Origin of the sequence: Photorhabdus sp. RM71S (genome assembly GCF_042879355.1) — a bacterium.
Taxonomy (GTDB): Bacteria; Pseudomonadota; Gammaproteobacteria; order Enterobacterales; family Enterobacteriaceae; genus Photorhabdus; species Photorhabdus kayaii.
Window position 1 is genome coordinate 158,971 of record NZ_JBHFKV010000001.1, and the last position, 22,774, is coordinate 181,744.

Here is a 22,774-nt window from a genome sequence, read left to right on the forward strand (position 1 = left end):
CTTTTTACTGGATGGCTGTAAAAGATGAAATTTATCTCTTTTAATATTAATGGATTACGTGCCCGCCCCCATCAGTTAGCTGCGATCATCGAGCAACATCAACCCGACGTTATCGGTCTACAGGAAACAAAAGTCCATGATGACGCGTTTCCTTTAGGAGAGGTTGGGGAGCTTGGCTATCATGTATTTTATTACGGCCAGAAAGCCCATTACGGCGTTGCTCTGTTAACGCGCCAGAAGCCTCTTGCGGTGTATCGTGGTTTTCCAGGGGATGATGAAGATGCTCAACGCCGTGTTATCATGGCAGAAATGGAAACCCCACACGGGTTATTGACCGTTATTAATGGCTATTTCCCACAGGGAGAAAATCGTGAACATCCAGTGAAATTTCCGGCAAAAGAGAAATTTTATCAGGATCTGCAAAACTACCTGGAGCAAAACTTAACCCCTCAATCACAAGTGATTATCATGGGTGATATGAATATCAGCCCGACAGATATGGATATCGGAATTGGTGAAAACAACCAAAAACGCTGGTTAAAAACAGGTAAATGTTCTTTTCTGCCAGAAGAGAGAGATTGGATGGATCGCCTGAAAAATTGGGGTCTGGTTGATACATTCCGGCATCTCAATCCTGAATGTAATGACCAATTTTCCTGGTTTGATTATCGATCCAAAGGGTTTGATGATAACCGCGGATTGCGGATTGATTTACTGCTTGCAAGTAACCCCCTGGCGGAGCGCTGTATCGCAACAGGCATTGATTACAAAATCCGTGAGATGGAAAAACCGTCAGATCATGCCCCAGTTTGGGCAGAATTTGAAATTTGATATTCCGTTAACACCGAATATCAATCGTTTTTTTAAAATAATGTAATAATTGCTGCGCTCTATGGCGCAGCTGTTTTGGCATTTTTCGTTGCTTTTATTTTTTTCCCCTTTTTATCTTTCACTGGAAGTGGTGGTAAGTCACTAAAAGCAGTTAAATTACGGTTCTGTTTGGCCTGCAAAATTAATTGCTGCAATGTCTCCTCAAGTGGCCCCATGAAATCTTGATAGCGGAACTGTTTTTCACTGATTTGCGTTAACCGAGACTCCCAATGGGCGGTCATATCCGGTAAAGCGGCCATATCAGGCAATACATGGATCAATGCCCTACCCGCAGGTGTTGCATGAATATGACGCCCTTTTTTATAAAGAAACTCCCGTTTAAACAACAGTTCGATAATGCCAGCCCGCGTTGCTTCCGTTCCCAACCCATCTGTTGCACGAAGGACTTTTTTCAGCTCTTTATCCTGTACAAAACGGGCAATTCCGGTCATAGCAGAAAGGATAGACGCATCAGTAAATGGCTTTGGCGGTTGGGTTTGGCGCTCTACCACCTCTCCTCTTTCACACAATAATTCATCACCTTTAGCAACAACGGGTAATGGCGTTCCGTCATTCTCTTCATCACGCTCTTTATTACCAAGTAACGTTCTCCAACCTGCCTCAGCAAGAAAACGGGCTTTAGCAATAAATTTTCCACCCGCAATTTCCAATTCAATAACACATTTACGGAATATGGCATCCGGGAAAAATTGCATCAAATATTGTCGGGCAATCAAACCATAAATATTAGCCTCGTTATCCGTCAGATTTATATGGCTACTTCGAGCTGTAGGAATAATTGCATGGTGAGCATCAACCTTTTTATCGTCCCAACAACGATTCTTTCTATCTATTTCCAGTAACTCTTGTGGCAACAGATTTGTTGCGTGAATAGATATCGCATTAAGCACTGCATGACGACCAGCAAAGTGTTCATCCGGCAAATAACGGCAATCAGAACGGGGATAAGTAATTAGCTTATGTGTTTCATACAATCGCTGACAAATATCCAACACTTGCTGCGCATTTAGGCCAAAACGTTTAGCGGCTTCAATTTGCAAAGAAGATAATGAAAAGGGCAAAGGAGCGACTTCAGATTCCCGTTTATCCTGATAAGAGATCACATAGGCTGGTTGACCGGTTATTCTGGCAACAACATGTTCAGCCAGAGGCCGGTGTATCAATCGCCCTTCTTCATCTAAAAAATCGATACAAGATTCACTTGGTTGCCAGATAGCGATAAAACGTTCATCTTTCGGCGTAACAATATGCGCTTTTACCTCAAAAAAATCTTTGGGTACGAAATGCTCAATCTCTTCATCCCGGCGAACCACTAAACCCAAAACCGGCGTCTGAACTCGCCCAACTGATAATACCCCCTGATACCCCGCATTGCGGCCAAGCAAGGTATAAGCACGGGTCATATTAATGCCATAAAGCCAATCAGCCCTAGCTCTGGCGAGAGCTGAAACACATAGCGGAATAAAATCCCGGTTATCTCTTAACCGATCAACAGCTCTGGTTACCGCTTGTGGATTTAGATCACTTATCAAGCAGCGGCGAACATTTTTCCGCCTCACAGCATCCAGTTTCAAAAAATCCAAAACCTCATCCACCAACAGCTGCCCTTCCCGATCTGGGTCACCGGCATGCACTATTTCATCAGCTTTTTCCAACAATGTCTGGACAATGTTGAGCTGTTTCTCAACAGAAGGTCGCGGTTTTAACTGCCATTTTTCAGGAATGATTGGAAGATCAACCAATGACCAACGAGCAAAACGACTGTCATAGGCATCAGGTTCCGCCTGTTCCAGCAAGTGCCCAATACACCAAGTAACAAACTGGTTATCTCCACAAGCGATAAAGCCATCGCCACGGCGATGCGGTTTTGGTAGAACATCGGCAATCGCCCTGGCTAGACTTGGTTTTTCTGCAATAAAAAGCCGCATGGATATTATTCATTAACCTCAATGAGTACTCTGCCTGACTGTTGCTCAGACAATTCACCAATCGCGGTCAGTTCGATGCCATGACATCGTGCAATCGCTTTCACTTCATCTATAGCTTCTGGTAGAACAGCCAACAGCAGGCCACCGGATGTTTGCGGATCACATAACAGTTTGCGCTGAAGTTCTGTCATTTCACCAATAAGATGACCGTAACTATCAAAGTTACGCCCAGTTCCCCCCGGAACACAACCCTTTTCAATATAGGATCCTACTTCCGGCAGTTTAGGCACTTTTGCAAAATGGAGAGTTGCCTGAACCCCCGATCCTACACAAATTTCACTTAAATGCCCTAAAAGACCAAACCCGGTTACATCGGTCATTGCTGTAACGCCAGCCACCTCGGCAAAATCCATCCCCAAGTTATTTAAGCGGCACATGGTTTCTATCGCAATTCCCTGATGTTCAGGTAACAGCAAGCCTTTTTTCTCCGCCGTGGCCAATACGCCAATTCCAAGTGGCTTTGTCAGAAATAGCTGGCTTCCCGCTTTCGCGGCACTGTTCTGTTTCACTCGGCCAATATTAACGATACCGGTTACAGCCAAACCAAAAATAGGTTCAAGCGCATCAATAGAGTGCCCTCCCGCCAGTACAATCCCAGCCTCTTTACACGCAGCCCGGCCACCTTCAATCACCTTACGGGCAATTTCCGGCGCCAATTTATCAATAGGCCATGCCAAAATAGCTATCGCCATAATAGGTTTACCGCCCATCGCATAAATATCGCTGATAGCATTTGTGGCAGCAATGCGCCCAAAATCAAATGGATCATCGACAATCGGCATGAAAAAATCTGTCGTACTGATAATGCCGGTACCATTGCCAATATCATAAACCGCAGCATCATCACGGGTTTCATTACCAACCAGTAAGTGAGGATCAAGAAATTTTTCCTGCTCACTATGCAGAATGGTTTCCAAAACTTTTGGTGAAATTTTACAACCGCATCCAGCACCGTGGCTGTATTGGGTAAGACGAACTTCTGTTGACATAACAGACCCCGGTTACAAGTAGCTGACAAAATTGGTCATATCAGGCACAGTAACCTTATTTGGTGCTTTTAGTGCAGGCGTTCCAAGGTAGAGAAAACCCACTATTTTGTCATGTTCATGACAACCCAAACCGGCACGCACGGTATTATCATCAGTCCATGAACCCGTACGCCAGATACCACCAAACCCTTGAGCCACAGCAGCCATTTGCATCGCATGCACCGCACAACCAGCTGAAACCACCTGCTCCCATTCAGGTATTTTGGAATTCTCAGCCACTTTTGCAATAACAGTGATGATTAATGGTGCACGATAAGGCGCATTTTTCGCTTTTTCTTCCGCCTCAGCACCAAGCTGACTATCAATGGCTGCTTGATGGAGTAATCGACTGAATCGCTCAATTCCTTCATCCTGCATGACAATAAAGTGCCACGGACGTAATGCGCCATGATCAGGTGCTCTCATTGCCGCCGCCAGAATATGCTGTAATGCTTCACCTTGAGGTGCGGGGGTTGTTAAACGTGATACTGAACGTCTGTTCAACAAAAGTTCTAGTGCATCCATCTTTTCTCTCCTAAGTAATGTATTTTGGTATAAGCTAACATTTTCTGTTTATTTGTTAACAAATAAAAGCCCTAAAGCCGTCTTTTCAGGCAATATGCCACTATTTGAAGCTGACATTTACATGCCTGATCATTAGGATAGCTTCACTTGATCCTATTTTTGGAGATGATATGCGTATTTTATGGAAGTTGATCGCAAGATTATTTAAATGGAGTTGGCGACTATTAAATTTTATTCGAGAAGTCATTTCAAACCTGATTTTTATCATGCTAATTCTGATTGTGGTTGGTGGTTTTCTGATTTACCAACAGACAAACAAAACGGCAGATAGTTATCAAGGAGCATTATATGTCAATCTCACCGGTATCATTGTGGATCAGGTCTCCAGCCGTACTCCATTGACTCAATTAGGCCGTGAGTTGTTTGGTACATCCAGCAATAAATTCCAGGAAAACTCCCTGTTTGATATTATTGATAGCATTCGCCAAGCAAAAACCGATAACAAAATCACCGGTCTGGTGCTGAAACTTGATGATTTCATCGGCGCCGACCAGCCATCTATGCAGTATATCGGTAAGGCAATTAATGAGTTTAAAGCTTCCGGTAAACCGGTTTATGCTATCAGTGATAGTTATAATCAATCACAATATTATCTGGCTACCTTTGCCGATAAAATCTATCTATCGCCACAAGGAACGGTTGGCCTTTATGGCTATTCAACCAATAACCTGTATTACAAATCCCTGTTGGATTCACTGAAAGTCACCGCGCATATTTTCCGTGTCGGGACGTATAAATCAGCCGTTGAACCAGTTATGCGTGATGATATGTCTCCCGCTGCCCGCGAAGCTGATAGCCGTTGGATCAACGGTCTGTGGGATAACTACCTCAATACTGTCGCTGCCAACCGCAAGCTTTCTGTTCATCAAGTATTCCCAGGCGCTGATGAGATGATTGCTAACTTACGTGCTGTTGGCGGAGACAATGCGCAATATGCACTTAAATACAAACTGGTCGATTATGTTGCGCCACGCAATGTCATTGAAAATGATATGACAAAAGCCTTTGGTTGGGACGAGAAAAACCGTCACTTCAATGCTATCAGCATTTATGATTATGCACCGCAATTAGTAGAAGGCAGGTTATCATCTAAAGGTAATATCGCCGTTATTGTCGCACAAGGTGCAATCATCGATGGGCAGCAGACTCAAGGTATGGTTGGCGGTGACACGACCGCCGCGCAAATCCGTCAAGCTCGTCTGGATGATAATATCAAAGCCGTTATTCTGCGGGTAAACAGCCCTGGTGGCAGTGTGAGTGCTTCTGATGTTATCCGCACTGAACTGGCTGCGCTACGTGCAACGAATAAACCTGTGGTGGTTTCTATGGGGGGAATGGCCGCGTCCGGTGGCTATTGGATCTCTACCCCGGCTAATTACATCATCGCAAACCAAAGTACGTTGACGGGTTCTATCGGTATCTTCGGTGTCATTACCACTTATGAAAACAGTCTGGAACATATTGGTATCCACACCGATGGCGTTTCTACCACACCACTCGCGGGCATTTCTGTTACTAAAGGACTCAGCAAAGAGTTCTCAGCACTGATGCAACTTAATATTGAGAACGGCTATAACAACTTTATTGGCCTTGTTGCTGCTTCACGCCATAAAACACGTGAAGAAGTCGATAAAATTGCTCAGGGGCATGTGTGGACGGGTAATGATGCGAAAACCAATGGATTGGTCGACCAATTAGGGGATTTCGATGATGCGGTCACCAAAGCGGCTGAATTGGCGAAATTGGATAACCCTGAGCTTGACTGGATGCAACCTGAAATGTCATTCAGTGAGTTGCTGATGAACCAGTTGACAACAACCGCACAGGCTATCGTGCCGGAAGCAGTTCAAGCCTGGCTACCCGCTCCATTGGTGCAGGTAGCTCAGGAAGTGAAACAACAGAGTGAGTTCTATCGCCATCTGAATGATCCACAAAATCGTTATGCATTCTGTTTAAATTGCGGAGATGTTCGCTAAACAACCTATACCCAATGGATTTCAAGATGCATCGCGACGGCAAGGGAGTAAATCCCCGGGAGCATAGGTAACGATGTGACCGGGGTGAGCGAGTGCAGCCAACAAAGAGGCAACTTGAAAGATAACGGGTATAACAATGCATGATTCTAGTAATAACTCGATTAATTTAGCCTGACAGATTCCCTGTCAGGCTTTTTTTATTCTGCAATACTCCTATAATCCTGCTGATCTTTTTATGGGGTACAGTCATGCAGAAGAAATCTATTTATGTCGTCTATACTGGTGGAACCATTGGGATGCAACGCTCATCTCAGGGATACATCCCCGTTTCCGGGCATTTACAACGCCAATTAACAAAGATGCCCGAATTTCATCGACCGGAGATGCCGACATTCACCATCCGTGAACATCAACCATTGATCGATTCTTCTGATATGACTCCAGAAGACTGGCAATTTATCGCTGATGATATCCGAGAAAATTACCATGATTATGATGGGTTCGTGATCCTGCATGGCACGGATACAATGGCATTTACGGCATCTGCCCTCTCCTTTATGTTTGAGAATCTGGGTAAACCAGTCATTGTCACCGGGTCACAAATCCCATTGGAAGCACTGCGCTCTGATGGGCAGACAAACTTGTTGAATGCGCTTTATCTTGCCGCTAATTACCCGGTTAACGAGGTCAGCCTGTTTTTCAATAATAAACTGTTTCGTGGGAACCGGACCGTCAAAGCACATGCCGACGGTTTCGATGCTTTTGCTTCACCAAACTGTTCTCCATTAATGGAAGCCGGTATTAATATTAAAACCTTCAATACAGATTCCACCTTTGCTAGTCACGGTAAATTTATTACCCATCAGATTACCCCTCAGCCCATTGGCGTAATCACCATTTATCCCGGCCTTTCCAGTCAGATTGTGAATAATATTTTGATGCAACCAGTTAAGGCTCTCATCCTGCGCTCATATGGCGTCGGAAACGCACCTCAACACCCTGAATTATTAAAAGAGCTAAAACAGGCAACAGAGAGAGGGATCGTGGTCGTTAATTTGACTCAATGCATTTCTGGCCGAGTAAATATGGAAGGGTATGCAACGGGCCATGCTCTGGCTGAAGCGGGGGTGATAAGCGGCTACGATATGACTTTTGAAGCAACTTTAACCAAGTTGCACTATTTACTCAGTCAACCCTATGGCAATGAAAAAATTCGTTATTTAATGCAACAAAATTTACGTGGTGAATTAAGTTATGCTGATAAATAATCAAGGAAAGAGATGAAAACGACCCTATTACTTATTGATCTACAGAACGACTTCTGTACCGGCGGTGCTTTAGCCGTAGAAGAGAGTGAACAAGTCATTGCTGCGGCAAATCAGGCGATTGCTATTTGTCTGAAACACAATATCAGCATTATTGCCAGCCAAGACTGGCATCCTGCTGAACATATGAGCTTTGCCGTAAATTCCGGCCAGAAGATCGGCAATATCGGTCTATTAAACGGTATTCCACAAGTATGGTGGCCGGTACACTGCGTTCAAAGTCAGCATGGCGCTGATTTCCATCCACAGCTAAACAAGCAAGCAATTGTTGAAATTTTCCACAAAGGAGAAAATCCACAGATCGATAGTTACAGTGCTTTCTTTGACAACGGCCATCAGAATAAAACCCGACTTGATGACTGGTTACAAACACAGCAAATTGAACGCCTGTTTATTATTGGGATTGCCACTGACTATTGTGTGAAATTTACCGCGCTAGATGCGCTGGCATTAGGTTATGAAACCTGGGTCATTACGGATGGCTGTCGAGGGGTTAACCTTAGTCCAAATGATAGCCAATCAGCCTTCAAAGAGCTAAAAGAGCAAGGCGCTATATTGATAGAACTTGATCAACTAGAAGATGCTCTTCTCTGATATCAATCCAAGGTCAGGCTGAGTCTTACACACTCAGCCTTTTCATATCTAATTTGCCAAAGATTATGGCTTGAATGTTGCCACCATTTTAGACTGAAAGATCGCTTTCAGTTCTTGTTTACTCTTCATCACCAACTGACCATCAGTACCAATCGTCATATGCTGCGGATCATGGTTATGCCTTGATTGCCATAGCATAATCATTTGCAAACTATGCTCTTTCTGCTCTACCGTTAAAGGCACACCATCCTGCCATTTACCCAGTTCTACTGCCTGAACCAAGCGTTGATATATTTCTGGTGTCATTACAGATAACAGATCATCCAGTTCCATTGATATTTCCTCATTATTTTCCAGAATTAGCTGAAACGATTTTTTACGTAAACTAAGATTATGCCCGCAATAATAAAAACGATTAACCTACTGTTTTTTCGCCTGTATTTTCATCAGTAAAGCTTAATGCAACCGAGTTGATACAAAAACGCTCTCCTGTCGGCTGCGGTCCATCAGGGAACACATGCCCCAAATGAGCGTTACAATGACCGCAACGAACCTCAATACGATGCATATTGTGACTATCATCATCAAGATACTGCACTGCATCATGAGTGGCAGGCTGGTAAAAACTCGGCCAGCCACAACCAGAATCAAATTTAGTGTCGGACATAAATAACGGCTGCTCGCAGCACAAACAATGATACACGCCACTTTTCTTATTATGTAGCAATTTCCCTGAAAATGGCGGCTCTGTCCCGGCATTCTGGGTTACGTGACGCTGAATATCAGTTAGTTCTTTATAAAGGGAAACATCAGGATTCTTAGTCATAACGACCACCTTAATAATAAGACTCATGTTCTCAATAAAATTGATTAATAATAACAAAAAATTAACATTATATCAGTGGAATTTATTTTAAGTGGTTAACTGAATCTGTCTATACCCCATGGATTTCAAGATGGATCGCGACGGCAAGGGAGCGAATCCCCGGGAGCATAGATAACTATGTGACCGGGGTGAGTGAGTGCAGCCAACAAAGAGGCAACTTGAAAGATAACGGGTATATCCTACTATTTGTGATGTGACTCGCATATCTAACCAATTAACTTTCAATATCTGTCTGCACCTTGATAATGATGGGCGGCTCGATTGCCAGTACCCTATAACAAGCGTCTAAATGATGAACTCAAAGCTAATGTTTTTCAGCTATTGACACGATTCCGCTTGACGGCTGGCAAGGTTTTGGTAACTTTAGTAATAATTTTTAATTCACTAAAAAATAGCTGGTGGAACACTATGACTATCAAAGTAGGTATCAACGGTTTTGGTCGTATTGGCCGTATTGTTTTCCGTGCTGCACAAGAACGTTCAGACATCGAAATCGTTGCAATCAACGATTTGCTCGACGCCGAATACATGGCTTACATGCTGAAATACGATTCAACTCACGGTCGCTTCAACGGCACTGTTGAAGTAAAAGACGGCCGCCTGATTGTTAACGGCAAAGCTATCCGCGTTACAGCAGAAAGAGATCCAGCTAACCTGAAATGGAATGAAGTAGGTGTTGATGTTGTTGCAGAAGCAACAGGTATCTTCCTGACTGACGAAACTGCACGTAAGCACATTGCCGCTGGTGCGAAAAAAGTTGTTCTGACCGGCCCATCCAAAGATGACACGCCTATGTTTGTTATGGGAGTTAATCACAAAACTTATGCAGGCCAGGAGATCGTTTCCAATGCTTCCTGTACCACTAACTGTCTGGCACCGCTGGCTAAAGTTATCAATGATAAATTCCGCATTGTTGAAGGTCTGATGACCACTGTTCACGCAACAACAGCAACTCAGAAAACAGTTGACGGTCCTTCTGCGAAAGATTGGCGTGGTGGTCGTGGCGCTGCTCAGAATATTATCCCATCATCTACCGGCGCAGCTAAAGCTGTGGGTAAAGTTATCCCTGAACTAAATGGTAAGCTGACTGGCATGGCTTTCCGCGTTCCTACTCCTAACGTATCTGTTGTTGACCTGACTGTACGTCTGGAAAAACCAGCTACTTATCAACAAATCTGCGATGCAATCAAAGATGCGGCTGAAGGTGAACTGAAAGGCGTTCTGGGTTACACCGAAGATGATGTCGTATCTAACGATTTCAATGGCGAAAAACTGACTTCTGTATTTGACGCAAAAGCAGGTATCGCTCTGAACGACAACTTTGTAAAACTGGTTTCCTGGTACGACAACGAAACCGGTTACTCTAACAAAGTTCTGGATCTGATTGCTCATATCTCCAAATAACTGAGTAATTACTTTGTCTGAAAAGAGCTGCCTTCCCCCGGCAGCTCTTTTGTTTCAATCTGTGTACAACATGCGTTATTCTTGGGCTATTGCCATTAGCCCGGCTTTGGTTCTACAAGGTTATACGGATGAACGATAAAATCTTTTCATTACCGGTTGCAGAACAGATTTCTCCTGCTATTAGTCAACGAAATATAGATGGCTTTCCACTGATAGTCGTCTCTCATCCTAAAGTTCGTGGTGCAATCAGCTTACAAGGGGCGCACCTTATCGCCTGGCAACCCAGTGGTGAAGAACCGGGGTTATGGCTGAGCAAGAAAACCGCATTTGCAGCAGGTACCGCTATCCGCGGTGGTATACCTATTTGTTGGCCTTGGTTTGGTGTCTCAAGAGCACCAAGTCATGGCTTTGCCAGAATTCTTCCCTGGGAATTTAGCGCACATAATGAACATGAAAATGGCGTCATATTAACTTTCACACTGAAAGACAATGAATATACCCATAAATTGTGGCCTTATGACTTTACCTTGATTGCCCGTTTCAAACTGTGTGAAACCTGTGAAGTGGAGCTAGAAACCTATGGTGATTATCAAGCAACTTGTGCCCTGCACACTTATCTAAATATAGGCGATATTAATCAGGTTTCGATTAGCGGTTTAGGTAAACATTTTATTGATACGGTTGCTGACAAAGAGCAACACATCACAGCAGAGCATCTTATTTTCAATGGTCGCACTGATCGCATTTATACCGAGCCGGAAAATTTCAATTTGATAAGGGATAAATCGCTGAAACGGACTATTGAAATTCACCATTATCATCACAGTGATGTTGTATGCTGGAATCCAGGTGCCCAATTGTCAAACAGTATGAAAGATATGTGCAATGAAGGTTATAAAAATATGATTTGTGTAGAAACAGCTCGCATCAATAAGCCACTAATCTCTAAAGATGATAGCCCAGCCCATATTTCGGTGTTAATCCGTTGCCGGAAAGACTACCAATAAATATATCACTCATTCACATTAAAAAGACTGAATACTATCCCATGAATTCAGTCTCTATTCGATATTATCGCCGTGAGTAATTAAAAACTATATGTAACACCTGTCCAAACAATACTTGAATATGACTTATTAACCATTGGGCTATCTTTAATTTCACTCGGTAAACGCTCAACGCGCCCCATCATAAATACAGACCATTCCTGGTTAAATTTATAATTAGCAGATAATTCCAGATAGGGAGTCCAACTATCATCTGGCGTATATTTTTCTAGTCCGCTATGGCGTGATTCACTATCTTTAATACCATATTCATAACGATTTTGTTTTTTACTATTCCAAACCACACCTAATCCTGGTTGTAATGACCAATCATCACTTTTAAATTCATATAAATAAGCCAGGTCAATCGTTATGCCTTTACTTTTACCCAAAGTATCCGCAGCAAAAGAGCTACGCAACGTTCCCCAATCTTCAATATGACGATAGCTAAAACCCCCCATCATGGTATCATCGCGACGATCCAGCTTTTTCATCTGCTTATCTTCATTATCTTTTGGGCGAAAATTTTGAGGATAGTAATAGACATCTAAAGATAGCTGATCTTTTGGTTCATTCCACAAATAATACCCAGCGGCTAAAGTATGAAAATAGAAATTGTCACTTTCATAATTAACCACTGGAACAAACAACACTTTATCTTTATTCTTTACCCCTTTATAAGGTGATGCCTCAGCCAAAACAGAGGCACCAATTGACCACTGCCCCGCATAAGCCAAAGATGAAGAAAGACAAAAAGTGACGACTGTGGCTAAAACTTTAGCTTTGTTGATCATGATTAACTATTTCCTTTAAAACAATTATGCGATTAGCTATATCAAGTGTAAAAGATCATCTCCCTTATTTCCAAGTAATAACGTCCTATTTTGCCTTAAAAAGCACGATATGTTTAGTACCCGCCTAATTATTCTGACAAAAATAGGCAGATTATAGAAAACAAAGATATATTAATTTAGCGAAAACGGTAACTTATTTCCTGTAATAATACCAGAAACTAACGACTATTTAACACGCTACCTGGTATTTAACGACATATATACCCGTTATCTTTCAAGTTGCCTCTTTGTTGGCTGCACTCGCTCACCCCGGTCACATAGTTTGCTATGCTCCCGGGGATTCTCTCCCTTGCCGTCGCGATGCATCTTGAAATCCATTGGGTATAGATACCGGGACCCGATCTGCCAATGCGCACAATAATTCATAGCCAATTGTTCCAGAGCTCTCCGCCACATCATCCACCGGCAAATTTTGCCCCCACAATTCAACAGAACTACCAATTTGGGCCTGCGGACAAGGCGTTAAATCCACCGACAACATGTCCATTGATACTGTACCTAATACTTGAGTCTTAACGCCATCAACAATAATCGATGTTCCTGTCATTGCACGACGGGGATAACCATCAGCATAACCACAGGCAACGGTACCGACTCGCATAGGGCCTGACGCGGTATATTTACTGCCATAACCAATTTTATCTCCTGCCTTGAGATTCTGAATAGCAATAATCTCACTTTGCAGACTCATCACTGCTTTCAACCCGATATCGGCAATATCTTTCCACTTTCCACTCGGTGAGGCACCATAAAGCACGATACCGGGACGTACCCAATCTCTATGAGTTTGTGGATACCACAAAGAAGCAGCTGAATTAGCCAAACACTGAGAAATATCCAATTCCTGATTGACCGAATTAATAACGTCAAGTTGTTCAGTAACGCCAATCTCCTTATTATCCGCATTCGCAAAATGTGACATTAATGTTATTTTCCCAATTTGCCGGATACCTCTTGTTAATGATAAAACCGCGCTATATTGATCCGCAGGAAATCCCAATCGATTCATACCGCTATTGAGTTTGAGATAAATATTGATGGGTCTACTCAAATTGGCCGCTTCTATTGCTTCAAGTTGCCAATGGCTGTGCACTACCGTTGTCAACTGATATTCATCAATTATTGGCAAATCTTCGGGTTTGAAAAACCCTTCCAATAGCAAGATTGGCCCCTGCCACCCCTGCTCCCGCAATAAAATCGCTTCATCAAAATCAAGTAAAGCAAATCCATCAGCCTGATCGAGATGCCGCCATATACAACGCAAACCATGCCCATAAGCATTTGCTTTAACAACCGCCCAAATTTTACTATTACCGACCCTATTACGAATAATCGCCAAATTATTTTCCAATGCATCAAGATGGATCGTTGCCGAAATCGGACGTGGCATATTATATTAGCCTCTCAGTTCAGTGTGTAATTGATGGCTAAATGGCACCAATTTTGTATTAAAACCATTAATATAACGAAATACTGATAAATCATCAGATGCAATGGCAGGCTTTTTACCCGAAATAATATCAGCCAGTAACTGACTAGAACCGCATGCCATTGTCCATCCCAATGTACCATGCCCGGTATTTAGATAGAGATTGTGATATTCAGTCGGACCAACAATTGGCGTACCATCTGGTGTCATTGGACGTAATCCTGTCCAAAAATGAGTCTGAGTAATATCGCCACCGCCTGGATAAAGGTCTTGCACCACCATTTTCAATGTTTCATAACGTGCTTTAAGCAGATTCAAATTGAAACCGACAACTTCTGCCATTCCACCCACACGAATACGGTTATCAAACCGGGTAATCGCAATTTTGTATGTTTCATCCAATGCAGTAGATACCGGAGCCCGTTGTGCATCGACAATAGGCATAGTTAATGAATAACCTTTCAGTGGATATACTGGAATTTTGACAAGACCTTTCAGTAATTCAGTGGAATAAGCGCCCATTGCAACAACATAGTTGTCTGCTGTCATAACACCATCTTCGCACTGGACGCCGGTAATCCGATGCCCTTCCACCAATAACTGTTTGACCTGTTTATTAAACAGAAACGTTACGCCTGCCGCTTCTGCCATTTTTGCCAACTCTTTAGTAAAAAGCTGACAATCACCCGTTTCGTCGTTCGGTAATTGTAAGCCCCCCGTCAGTTTGTAAGCGACATGTGCTAATGCCGGCTCTACTGTCGCTAGCTTATCTGCCGTTAATAAATTGTAAGGAACACCTTCCTGTTCAAGAACGGCGATGTCATTCACGGCATTATCAAACTGCTTATTGGTGCGGAATAACTGAAGCGTGCCCCCCTGCCGCCCTTCGTATTGAATACCCGTATCTGCCCTCAATTGTTTGATACAGTCACGACTGTACTCTGCCAGTCGTACCATCCGGCTCTTATTTATCGCATAGTGACTTGCATCACAATTACGCAGCATCTGCCACATCCAGCGTAACTGAAACAGCGATCCATCCGGGCGAATAGCCAATGGAGCATGACGTTGAAACATCCATTTAATCGCTTTCAATGGAATACCCGGCGCTCCCCATGGGGTCGCGTATCCCGGCGAGATCTGCCCGGCATTAGCCGCACTGGTTTCTTCAGCAGCACTTCCCTGGCGATCAATGACAGTGACTTCATGACCTTGCTGTACCAAATACCAGGCACTGGTTACACCAATAACACCACTACCTAAAACAAGGATTCTCATCATGGCCCCCGGACGATTTAAAATTTTAGGCAAGCATAATATGCTGATTATAAAAAACCAATATAGAACAATCATCGGTCACGTCAATAATCTACATTTATGATTTAGGTCACAATTAGATTACATTTATGCAACAGACTTATTTGTGATTTATACATACCCAACTTATGAAAATTAATATTAAAATCATAAAATTAAGATAATAATGACGATATGAACCACATGCTAATTATTTCATATCAAGTCATTATTCTGAGTTTTTCGGTGAAAAAAATGAATCAATTAAACAACCACAAGATACCAATAACCATCAATTAATCGAAATAAAAACCCAAATAAAAACCAAAAAATCAGAATAACATTCTGAAATAGAGACATTAACGATTAGCTTGAGATTGAATGAGAAAAAAGAAACAAAACGCCCGGTACAAAGCATTCTGCACCGGGTCAATTCAAAATAATTTTGATTTGAAACTACTAGATCGGATAAGGCCTGGAATTAAGTAAAAATACTAACGAGATATCAGCGACGCACTTCAGACAAATCACTTGGCATCGTACTTTGCATACTGTGCCAAATGACACCGCTATCTTTACCATAGTTACGTACACATTCCATGACGTTATCGTAAGATTTATCACGACATAATATCACCAGTTGCTGATAAAAATTCAGCGCCAATTTACGCGCCTCAGGATTAGAGAAGTAATAACGCCCTATACGGGTATATAACCCTTTCAACCCATTGATAATAAGGCCGTAAATTGGATTACCTGAAGCAAAAGCTAAACCACGGAAAATATCATAATCTAGCATACTAAATGAATCTGAGTTATCTTCCACATGCTCTTTTTCTGCCAGTACTTCCAATGATTTCCCCGGATTATGCTTAAAAGCCGTGCGAATAAATATCGCCGCAATATTCGTTCTCACCGCCAGTAGGTTATCAATCAACTCAGGAACGCGATCGTGATCAAGACGGGCCAGAGTCTCTAAAATATTAAGACCCGATGTTTCCCAAAAGTTATTCACTTTTGTTGGTTTGCCATGCTGAATTGTTAACCATCCATCACGTGCCAAACGCTGCAATACTTCACGCAGGGTGGTCCTTGTCACACCAATTAACTCAGATAATTCACGTTCTGCCGGAAGAATGGAGCCTGGAGGAAAACGGCCGTTCCATATACTCTCAATAATATACTCTTCCGCAAAACCTGCGGGACTTTGAGCCTTAATGACCATATTTTTATTATTCCAACGTGATTTTTTCAACTAATAATAGATGAAATTATATCAGAATACGCAACTTCAATATAGCTATACCCGTTATCTTTCAAGTTGCCTCTTTGTTGGCTGCACTCGCTCACCCCGGTCACATAGTTTGCTATGCTCCCGGGGATTCACTCCCTTGCCGTCGCGATGCATCTTGAAATCCATTGGGTATATGTAGTCTAGAAAGCGTAAAGGCGACCATGAAAAAAAGCGTACTAATGCTTAATTATACCTCATTTCCCTTAAAACATTCTGTATTAAAGCGTATTATTGTTTAAAGAACACAATTTTACGAATTTAGAGGAACTTTAATTGCAATGGAAACCAGTATCCTAAAAACAGCGGTAAAAAACTTTCTCGGCAACTCGCCAGATTGGTATAAGCTCGCTATCATCATCTTTCTCATCACCAACCCATTAATATTCTTCTTTATTAATCCATTTGTCGCAGGCTGGCTGCTTGTTATCGAATTTATCTTTACTTTAGCAATGGCACTTAAATGTTACCCGCTACAACCGGGTGGCCTGTTAGCAATTGAAGCGGTCATTATCGGCATGACCTCACCTCAACAAGTTGGTCATGAAATTGCTAATAACTTGGAAGTTGTACTGTTGCTGATATTTATGGTCGCAGGAATTTACTTTATGAAGCAATTACTATTATTTGCTTTCACTAAACTCCTGCTCTCCATAAAATCTAAGCGTATGCTTGCCTTAGCATTCTGCCTAGCCAGCGCATTCCTGTCAGCATTTCTTGATGCCCTGACCGTTATCGCGGTAGTTATTAGTGTTTCCCTTGGTTTCTACTCTATCTACAACAACTTCATTACGGATCAGCATGATGTAATTAACGCTAAATATGAAAATGATATTGATATAGCAAAAAAGAAACAAACTCTTGAACAGTTTCGCGCTTTTTTGCGCAGTCTGATGATGCATGCAGGTATAGGTACTGCACTCGGTGGTGTAATGACGATGGTAGGAGAACCACAAAATCTGATTATCGCCAAAAACGTTAATTGGGATTTTGTCACCTTCTTTATTCGCATGGCGCCAATTACCCTACCTGTCTTTCTCTGCGGGCTGCTAGTCTGTTTTCTGGTCGAACACTTTAAATTGTTCGGTTATGGTACAGAATTGCCAGAACGCGTCCGACAGGTATTGGAAGATTACGATAAAAAAACCAGCGCAAAACGAACACGTAAAGAAAAAGCACAGCTTATTGCTCAAGCGCTAATAGGTATATGGCTCATTGTCGCGCTGGCATTTCATCTGGCAGAAGTTGGTCTAATTGGCCTTTCAGTCATCATTCTAACCACGTCGTTCTGTGGCATTACTGAAGAACATGCACTGGGTAAAGCATTTGAAGAGGCACTACCATTCACGGCATTACTGACAGTTTTCTTCTCTATCGTTGCAGTCATCGTTGACCAACAACTGTTTACGCCATTTATTCAATTCGTATTACAGGTTTCTGAAACTTCTCAACTTTCCCTGTTCTATCTGTTTAATGGCCTGCTTTCATCAGTATCAGATAACGTGTTTGTCGGTACGGTTTATATCAATGAAGCAAGAGCTGCTATGCAAGAGGGCCTGATTTCACATAAACAATTTGAATATCTGGCTGTTGCGATTAATACCGGCACTAACCTGCCTTCCGTTGCAACACCTAACGGACAAGCCGCATTTCTGTTCTTGTTGACTTCGACATTATCACCATTGATTCGTTTATCTTATGGCCGCATGGTGATAATGGCATTACCTTATACCATTGTCATGACGCTGGTCGGTTTGCTGTGTGTAGAATTTCTGCTAATTCCAGTCACTGACATGATGGTTCATTGGGGCTTAATTGCTTTGCCATAACCAACCAATGCCGTATTGAGCAATGATTACGCTCAATACGGTTTTATTTTTCCTCGAAAAAGCCAGATTGACCTTAATTGACTTTTTTTGTTACCTGTAAATCGGCAAAATAGGCGCTCAATTGTTTATCTTAATCTGCATGGAAAAACGGAAATGATGCGATTTTTGAACCACTGTTCTCAAGGACGAAGCGCATGGCTGTTAATGATTTTGACAGCCCTGATACTAGAAAGCTCGGCATTATATTTTCAACATACGATGAAATTACAACCCTGCGTGATGTGTATTTATGAACGGGTTGCTCTGTTTGGTGTGTTGGGCGCTGGGATATTAGGTGTAATCGCACCAAAAACGCCGTTACGCTGGCTGGCTATTATTTTGTGGGCCTACAGTGCCTGGAGTGGCCTGCAACTCGCATGGGAACATACTATGATGCAGTTGCACCCTTCTCCATTTAATACCTGTGATTTCTTCGTAAACTTCCCTTCATGGTTGGCGTTAAACCAATGGCTTCCTTCTGTATTCGAAGCTACAGGTGATTGTTCAGTAAGACAGTGGCAATTCCTGACATTAGAGATGCCACAATGGCTGGTGGGTATTTTTGCCGCTTATCTGGTTATTGCTACGCTCGTATTAATCAGCCAATTTTTTATTCGTAAATAACTACCAACTCAGACAGGTGAAAATGATTGTCTTATGAATCAAATATATACCCTATGGATTTCAAGATGCATCGCGACGGCAAGGGAGTGAATCCCCGGGAGCATAGCAAACTATGTGACCGGGGTGAACGAGTGCAGCCAACAAAGAGGCAACTTGAAAGATAACGGGTATAGTCGCAGAATCATGCCTAAGGTTGCCTATAACCGGATATCCGAACGGCATGTTCCTGCTTGCTTAATTTCTACCTCAAATTGATGCACAGGAACCCTGCAATAATGCCCTTTCATCACAACGCTTACCATTTGCCAACTGGCAAACAGGTATTTGCGCCCCATTTAATTGTATTGCTAATGCAGGCAGACCACCTGCATAAAGACAGATTGCTCTAACATTATCTCTAAGAACAACTTCCGATTGAGAGTATTGTATCCCTTGATATAGGGTAGATGTTTTCCCTGCCTGGCTACTGCAACCCGCTAATACAGCAATGCCCAAGAACACGCCTAATAAGACTATCTGGAATCCTTTCTTATTACTGGCATTTAACATATTTTTTCTCCAGAAAACGATTCAGGGAAAACAGGAACACCGTTAATTGTTAATTAATGTGCACTGCTGTTAGAAAGCAGATTTATTACCATCACACCGGCAACAATAAGAGCCATACCTAAAATAGCCGCCCAATCCAGCTTCTGCTGATATAAAAATATCGCGGCAACAGAAACCAGCACAATACCCAAGCCAGACCATATGGCGTAAGCAATTCCTAGTGGCACAACTTTGACCACCTGGGATAGCCCCCAGAAAGCGATGCCGTATCCAACAATGACCAGTATAGACGGGAATAATTTACTGAACCCATCAGAGGCTTTTAACGAAGCCGTTGCTATAACCTCAGCAACAATTGCCATTGCTAAATATACAAATCCATTCATATCCTTACTCTCTATAGTAGAAAAAACAAAGCGACCAAAATTAATAGACAAAAACGGATTGAATCTATCACAAACGCTTTAAGGTGTAACGTAACAAAATTGATATATTTCGTTCCTTAAATCCAATTCAAACCTTATTTACCCCCAGTTCAAGAAGTACCGCTCAGGCAGGAAAATCGCTGGGGAGATTTTACAGAGAATATGGAAAAGTGCTAACGATAGGTTCCAGCTTTGAGATTTAGATCAGAATCATTCGTACGATAACCTTTAGGATTTGTAAGAAAACATAGCACTGTAGAATTAAAAACGTGTACATTTATAAGATAAAAATAATCTTATCATTTGATTAAGCAATGATGGTGATGAAATGATAAGAAAGTTACGTTGTCCAACGTTGAGTCAACATGTTAAACACCACTACGGAAGCAAATAGAGTATATGAAAAGAAACATTCAACCCAGTTTCTGTATCGTACAACAACCCAGAGGATTAGTCGCTATTTACAAGATAAATTAGCGTAACATCAATAAAATCATTGAATTATATACATGCTATTAACTGGAAAAAATTAACCTGATAATAAATACATGCACCAATAATCTTACAGTTTTATGCAAAGTTTATCTTCCAGTTTAATTCATTGAATAAAAATATATTTCATTACCATTAATATAGGTGGGACACGCTTTTTTATATCAATGGCAATGTAGTTATTTGAAAAATACACTTACATTCCAACAAAAATATAAGCGTATAAACTGTATTTATCAATAAACCATCTCATCCCAAATGAGATATCCTGATGTTCCCGCCATATGATGTCGACAAGTAATATTAGCATACTGAACTGAAACAACCTCCTCCGGCTGACCATTATTATCATTAATAACATGCGGATAATTAACATTTAAATCACAAATTCTTGTCCCAGTGAGCAAGATAGAATAAAAAAGTTCTTGTGAACCTATTGAAGAGGTCCGATAAATATCAAATGTCAGTTCCAGCTTTTCACGGTTAGCAGCCGCTATCATTAGCAATGGGGAAGATTTATCTAATAATTTAATAAAGTTTACCGGCTGATAATTGACATGCTGAGCGACAGTCAAACCATGATTGAATTGCAACACCATAATTTTATTTTCAAATCCATTCTGATACCGGTTACCAATAGAATCTAAAGTTGAACATCCTTGAGAAATAAGCCCCTGAGATTCACCTTTTATCGTCACATAAATCATATTTGCCATATTACACCTTAATTAACTTACCTTAATTAATTTACCTTATGTTCAATTCCCCATTTTGAGTTATTTTTCTTCGATTTCAATAAGAGAATTGTAATGAATCGTTAAGTATCTTATATAAATGTAAATATTGAAGGCTCGTAGTCAGGCCAAAGATAATAAAAAATTTTCATCACTATTTCTATCCTTTAGTAAAGAAAAAAACGTAAATTAATCAATATTACCAGACAAAACCAGATTGAATTTATACATCACTTAACCCCCTATAAATTCTTACTCCGTAGAGATTAGAAACCCGTTTGCTATATGTTGAAGATAATCCGATTATCTGATTAAGTTATGTCATCTAACGTCAGGCCAACATGTTAAAAGCTACCACAGGAACAAATAGAGTATTATGAAAAGAAACATTCAACCCGGTTTCTGTGTCGTACAGCAACCTGGAGGATTGAGTTTTCAGGCAAGTCTGTTATTCAGCCATTCAAATAGCGAAGCGGCCCGGTATTTTATGGCATTAAATGCAAATTACCGATTCCTGCAACCGGGACAAATCCTGCTGGTTGCAGATCCAGATTCCTATAATCCGCCACACATAATACAGCTATTAAAGCAATCTCAGTATGAAGTAAACCGATCCATTTCAAGTTTACCCAATGAATACGCGGCATTTTTGCATCGTCATTTTGGTCTGTTTCACTATGTGCTGGATCAGGGAGGAACTTTGGTTGGTACCGCTTCATCTCTGGGTAACTCTTATTTCTCCCAAATTAAAAAAAATCTGTCAAAATTACAGAAGCTTTATCAAAAAGAATATCGGCTAAATGGGCTAAACCGAAAATATGTCAGTCCCGAGTTTTATGTAGAAAGACAATTGATTATGGGTAACCTAAAGGGATTATTGAATAAAGTTGGCCGACTCTCTTTGAAAATCGACCAACATCCTAATCTAAAGCATGCGCTAAAGTTATCAACTAAAGCCATTGCTCATCAATGGGATAAAGTCGGAGTTGGCGCAATAAAGGGATATAGTCAAACAATTATGCAAAGTGAAAAAATGGTTAAATGGATGAAATATGGTGGCTGGGTTGCAATCGGCTTAGATTTTACTGATACCACCGGGCAAGTTATTGATGCCTGTAATTATGGGCAAACAGGGAAATGTGAGAAAGTAGCTATCAAAGAATATAGTAAATTTGCTGGGAGAACTGGAGGAGGAATTATAGGGGGAATAGGTGCTGGAACAGCAGCAGGTGAAATTTGTCTAGCATTGGGTATAGCATCAGCTCCTGCCGGAGGCGCCGTTGGATGGATATGCGTAGCTGTCGGTAGTGTAGTAGGTGGAGTTGCTGGAAGCACCGCAGGAGAGTTTTTAATCGATAAAATAGTAAGTGAATAACATGAGTATCCTAATTAATACAATTAACTTTCTCATGATTTCTTTATTTTTAGTTAGTCTGTTTTTGCTACTATTTTTATTCTTTTTTTATGGGATAAAGAAAGCATTCTTCGC

21 protein-coding genes are annotated in these 22,774 nt (G+C 41.6%); 9 read left to right on the forward strand and 12 right to left on the reverse strand.

From position 1 onward, the window contains the following. Positions 1-24: 24 nt before the first annotated feature. Complete coding sequence (xthA, locus tag ACGF5R_RS00630) at positions 25-831, forward strand: exodeoxyribonuclease III (protein ID WP_387689220.1); 807 nt, start codon at positions 25-27, stop codon at positions 829-831. A 59-nt stretch (positions 832-890) separates the two neighbouring features. Here the strand turns inward: xthA and ACGF5R_RS00635 are convergent, their stop codons facing one another. The 3 genes from ACGF5R_RS00635 to ACGF5R_RS00645 are packed head-to-tail and all read right to left on the reverse strand — an operon-like array spanning position 891 to position 4,432. Beyond that, complete coding sequence (locus ACGF5R_RS00635) at positions 891-2,819, reverse strand: DNA topoisomerase III (protein ID WP_262980010.1); 1,929 nt, start codon at positions 2,817-2,819, stop codon at positions 891-893. A gap of 5 nt (positions 2,820-2,824) precedes the next feature. Continuing rightward, a complete protein-coding gene (gene selD, locus ACGF5R_RS00640) occupies positions 2,825-3,868 on the reverse strand; it encodes a selenide, water dikinase SelD (protein ID WP_387689225.1) in 1,044 nt (347 codons plus the stop codon). Positions 3,869-3,880: 12 nt separating this feature from the next. Continuing rightward, entirely contained in the window at positions 3,881-4,432 is a 552-nt protein-coding gene (locus ACGF5R_RS00645; RefSeq protein ID WP_387689228.1) for an NAD(P)H nitroreductase, read from the reverse strand. 170 nt (positions 4,433-4,602) lie between these two features. Here ACGF5R_RS00645 and sppA point away from each other — a divergent pair, with 170 nt between their 5' ends. The 3 genes from sppA (at position 4,603) to pncA (ending at position 8,387) form a co-directional block, all read left to right on the forward strand. Then, positions 4,603-6,468, forward strand: a complete 1,866-nt coding sequence (gene sppA, locus ACGF5R_RS00650) for a signal peptide peptidase SppA (RefSeq protein WP_112875825.1) — start codon at positions 4,603-4,605, stop codon at positions 6,466-6,468. A gap of 248 nt (positions 6,469-6,716) precedes the next feature. Then, the gene (gene ansA, locus ACGF5R_RS00655) at positions 6,717-7,736 is read left to right on the forward strand and encodes an asparaginase (RefSeq protein WP_112875824.1); all 1,020 of its coding nucleotides are present in this window, start codon (positions 6,717-6,719) and stop codon (positions 7,734-7,736) included. Between the two features lie 12 nt (positions 7,737-7,748). Continuing rightward, entirely contained in the window at positions 7,749-8,387 is a 639-nt protein-coding gene (pncA, locus tag ACGF5R_RS00660) for a bifunctional nicotinamidase/pyrazinamidase (protein ID WP_112875823.1), read from the forward strand. Between the two features lie 63 nt (positions 8,388-8,450). On the opposite strand, the gene ACGF5R_RS00665 is transcribed toward pncA, so the two are convergent. Together ACGF5R_RS00665 and msrB are read right to left on the reverse strand one after the other, a co-directional pair. Next, positions 8,451-8,720, reverse strand: a complete 270-nt coding sequence (locus ACGF5R_RS00665) for a YeaC family protein (RefSeq protein ID WP_112875822.1) — start codon at positions 8,718-8,720, stop codon at positions 8,451-8,453. Between the two features lie 82 nt (positions 8,721-8,802). Beyond that, positions 8,803-9,213 (reverse strand): peptide-methionine (R)-S-oxide reductase MsrB, encoded by a 411-nt coding sequence (msrB, locus tag ACGF5R_RS00670; RefSeq protein ID WP_112875821.1) that lies wholly within the window; start codon positions 9,211-9,213, stop codon positions 8,803-8,805. Between the two features lie 468 nt (positions 9,214-9,681). Between msrB and gapA the strand changes: the two genes are divergently transcribed. Further along, positions 9,682-10,677, forward strand: a complete 996-nt coding sequence (gene gapA, locus ACGF5R_RS00675) for a glyceraldehyde-3-phosphate dehydrogenase (RefSeq protein WP_112875820.1) — start codon at positions 9,682-9,684, stop codon at positions 10,675-10,677. Positions 10,678-10,805: 128 nt separating this feature from the next. Continuing rightward, positions 10,806-11,684 carry a D-hexose-6-phosphate mutarotase gene (locus tag ACGF5R_RS00680; RefSeq protein ID WP_387689231.1) on the forward strand — a complete coding sequence of 293 codons (879 nt, stop codon included), beginning with the start codon at positions 10,806-10,808 and terminating at the stop codon, positions 11,682-11,684. Positions 11,685-11,764: 80 nt separating this feature from the next. On the opposite strand, the gene ACGF5R_RS00685 is transcribed toward ACGF5R_RS00680, so the two are convergent. From ACGF5R_RS00685 to fadR, 4 genes are all read right to left on the reverse strand, one after another. Continuing rightward, positions 11,765-12,517 (reverse strand): MipA/OmpV family protein, encoded by a 753-nt coding sequence (locus ACGF5R_RS00685; protein ID WP_387689235.1) that lies wholly within the window; start codon positions 12,515-12,517, stop codon positions 11,765-11,767. Between the two features lie 325 nt (positions 12,518-12,842). Then, on the reverse strand, positions 12,843-13,967 hold the full coding sequence (dadX, locus tag ACGF5R_RS00690) for a catabolic alanine racemase DadX (RefSeq protein ID WP_387689238.1): 1,125 nt from the start codon (positions 13,965-13,967) through the stop codon (positions 12,843-12,845). 6 nt (positions 13,968-13,973) lie between these two features. Further along, positions 13,974-15,284, reverse strand: coding sequence for a D-amino acid dehydrogenase (locus ACGF5R_RS00695; RefSeq protein ID WP_112875816.1), 1,311 nt, complete (start codon positions 15,282-15,284; stop codon positions 13,974-13,976). Positions 15,285-15,807: 523 nt separating this feature from the next. Next, positions 15,808-16,527, reverse strand: a complete 720-nt coding sequence (gene fadR / locus ACGF5R_RS00700) for a fatty acid metabolism transcriptional regulator FadR (protein ID WP_112875815.1) — start codon at positions 16,525-16,527, stop codon at positions 15,808-15,810. A gap of 347 nt (positions 16,528-16,874) precedes the next feature. On the opposite strand from fadR, the gene nhaB reads away from it, so the two are divergent. Further along, complete coding sequence (nhaB, locus tag ACGF5R_RS00705) at positions 16,875-18,422, forward strand: sodium/proton antiporter NhaB (RefSeq protein WP_387689241.1); 1,548 nt, start codon at positions 16,875-16,877, stop codon at positions 18,420-18,422. Between the two features lie 153 nt (positions 18,423-18,575). Further along, a complete protein-coding gene (gene dsbB / locus ACGF5R_RS00710; RefSeq protein WP_387689244.1) occupies positions 18,576-19,085 on the forward strand; it encodes a disulfide bond formation protein DsbB in 510 nt (169 codons plus the stop codon). A gap of 246 nt (positions 19,086-19,331) precedes the next feature. Here the strand turns inward: dsbB and ACGF5R_RS00715 are convergent, their stop codons facing one another. The 3 genes from ACGF5R_RS00715 to ACGF5R_RS00725 form a co-directional block, all read right to left on the reverse strand. After that, on the reverse strand, positions 19,332-19,634 hold the full coding sequence (locus ACGF5R_RS00715; RefSeq protein WP_112875812.1) for a DUF333 domain-containing protein: 303 nt from the start codon (positions 19,632-19,634) through the stop codon (positions 19,332-19,334). 53 nt (positions 19,635-19,687) lie between these two features. Then, complete coding sequence (locus tag ACGF5R_RS00720) at positions 19,688-20,065, reverse strand: SMR family transporter (protein WP_339366754.1); 378 nt, start codon at positions 20,063-20,065, stop codon at positions 19,688-19,690. 722 nt (positions 20,066-20,787) lie between these two features. Continuing rightward, a complete protein-coding gene (locus tag ACGF5R_RS00725; protein ID WP_112875811.1) occupies positions 20,788-21,267 on the reverse strand; it encodes an Hcp family type VI secretion system effector in 480 nt (159 codons plus the stop codon). 505 nt (positions 21,268-21,772) lie between these two features. On the opposite strand from ACGF5R_RS00725, the gene ACGF5R_RS00730 reads away from it, so the two are divergent. Further along, positions 21,773-22,660 (forward strand): hypothetical protein, encoded by an 888-nt coding sequence (locus tag ACGF5R_RS00730; protein WP_146748303.1) that lies wholly within the window; start codon positions 21,773-21,775, stop codon positions 22,658-22,660. Positions 22,661-22,774 lie beyond the last annotated feature (114 nt).

Excerpts from the sequence above, each read along its gene's own strand:
- ACGF5R_RS00730 (WP_146748303.1), top strand. The coding sequence starts at position 21,773 with ATGGCATTAAATGCAAATTACCGATTCCTGCAACCGGGACAAATCCTG.
- fadR (WP_112875815.1), bottom strand. The coding sequence starts at position 16,527 with ATGGTCATTAAGGCTCAAAGTCCCGCAGGTTTTGCGGAAGAGTATATT.
- selD (WP_387689225.1), bottom strand. The coding sequence starts at position 3,868 with ATGTCAACAGAAGTTCGTCTTACCCAATACAGCCACGGTGCTGGATGC.
- gapA (WP_112875820.1), top strand. The coding sequence starts at position 9,682 with ATGACTATCAAAGTAGGTATCAACGGTTTTGGTCGTATTGGCCGTATT.
- nhaB (WP_387689241.1), top strand. The coding sequence starts at position 16,875 with ATGGAAACCAGTATCCTAAAAACAGCGGTAAAAAACTTTCTCGGCAAC.
- dsbB (WP_387689244.1), top strand. The coding sequence starts at position 18,576 with ATGATGCGATTTTTGAACCACTGTTCTCAAGGACGAAGCGCATGGCTG.
- dadX (WP_387689238.1), bottom strand. The coding sequence starts at position 13,967 with ATGCCACGTCCGATTTCGGCAACGATCCATCTTGATGCATTGGAAAAT.
- ACGF5R_RS00695 (WP_112875816.1), bottom strand. The coding sequence starts at position 15,284 with ATGAGAATCCTTGTTTTAGGTAGTGGTGTTATTGGTGTAACCAGTGCC.
- xthA (WP_387689220.1), top strand. The coding sequence starts at position 25 with ATGAAATTTATCTCTTTTAATATTAATGGATTACGTGCCCGCCCCCAT.
- ACGF5R_RS00715 (WP_112875812.1), bottom strand. The coding sequence starts at position 19,634 with ATGTTAAATGCCAGTAATAAGAAAGGATTCCAGATAGTCTTATTAGGC.
- pncA (WP_112875823.1), top strand. The coding sequence starts at position 7,749 with ATGAAAACGACCCTATTACTTATTGATCTACAGAACGACTTCTGTACC.
- ACGF5R_RS00725 (WP_112875811.1), bottom strand. The coding sequence starts at position 21,267 with ATGGCAAATATGATTTATGTGACGATAAAAGGTGAATCTCAGGGGCTT.
- ACGF5R_RS00665 (WP_112875822.1), bottom strand. The coding sequence starts at position 8,720 with ATGGAACTGGATGATCTGTTATCTGTAATGACACCAGAAATATATCAA.
- msrB (WP_112875821.1), bottom strand. The coding sequence starts at position 9,213 with ATGACTAAGAATCCTGATGTTTCCCTTTATAAAGAACTAACTGATATT.
- ACGF5R_RS00645 (WP_387689228.1), bottom strand. The coding sequence starts at position 4,432 with ATGGATGCACTAGAACTTTTGTTGAACAGACGTTCAGTATCACGTTTA.
- ansA (WP_112875824.1), top strand. The coding sequence starts at position 6,717 with ATGCAGAAGAAATCTATTTATGTCGTCTATACTGGTGGAACCATTGGG.
- sppA (WP_112875825.1), top strand. The coding sequence starts at position 4,603 with ATGCGTATTTTATGGAAGTTGATCGCAAGATTATTTAAATGGAGTTGG.
- ACGF5R_RS00685 (WP_387689235.1), bottom strand. The coding sequence starts at position 12,517 with ATGATCAACAAAGCTAAAGTTTTAGCCACAGTCGTCACTTTTTGTCTT.
- ACGF5R_RS00635 (WP_262980010.1), bottom strand. The coding sequence starts at position 2,819 with ATGCGGCTTTTTATTGCAGAAAAACCAAGTCTAGCCAGGGCGATTGCC.
- ACGF5R_RS00680 (WP_387689231.1), top strand. The coding sequence starts at position 10,806 with ATGAACGATAAAATCTTTTCATTACCGGTTGCAGAACAGATTTCTCCT.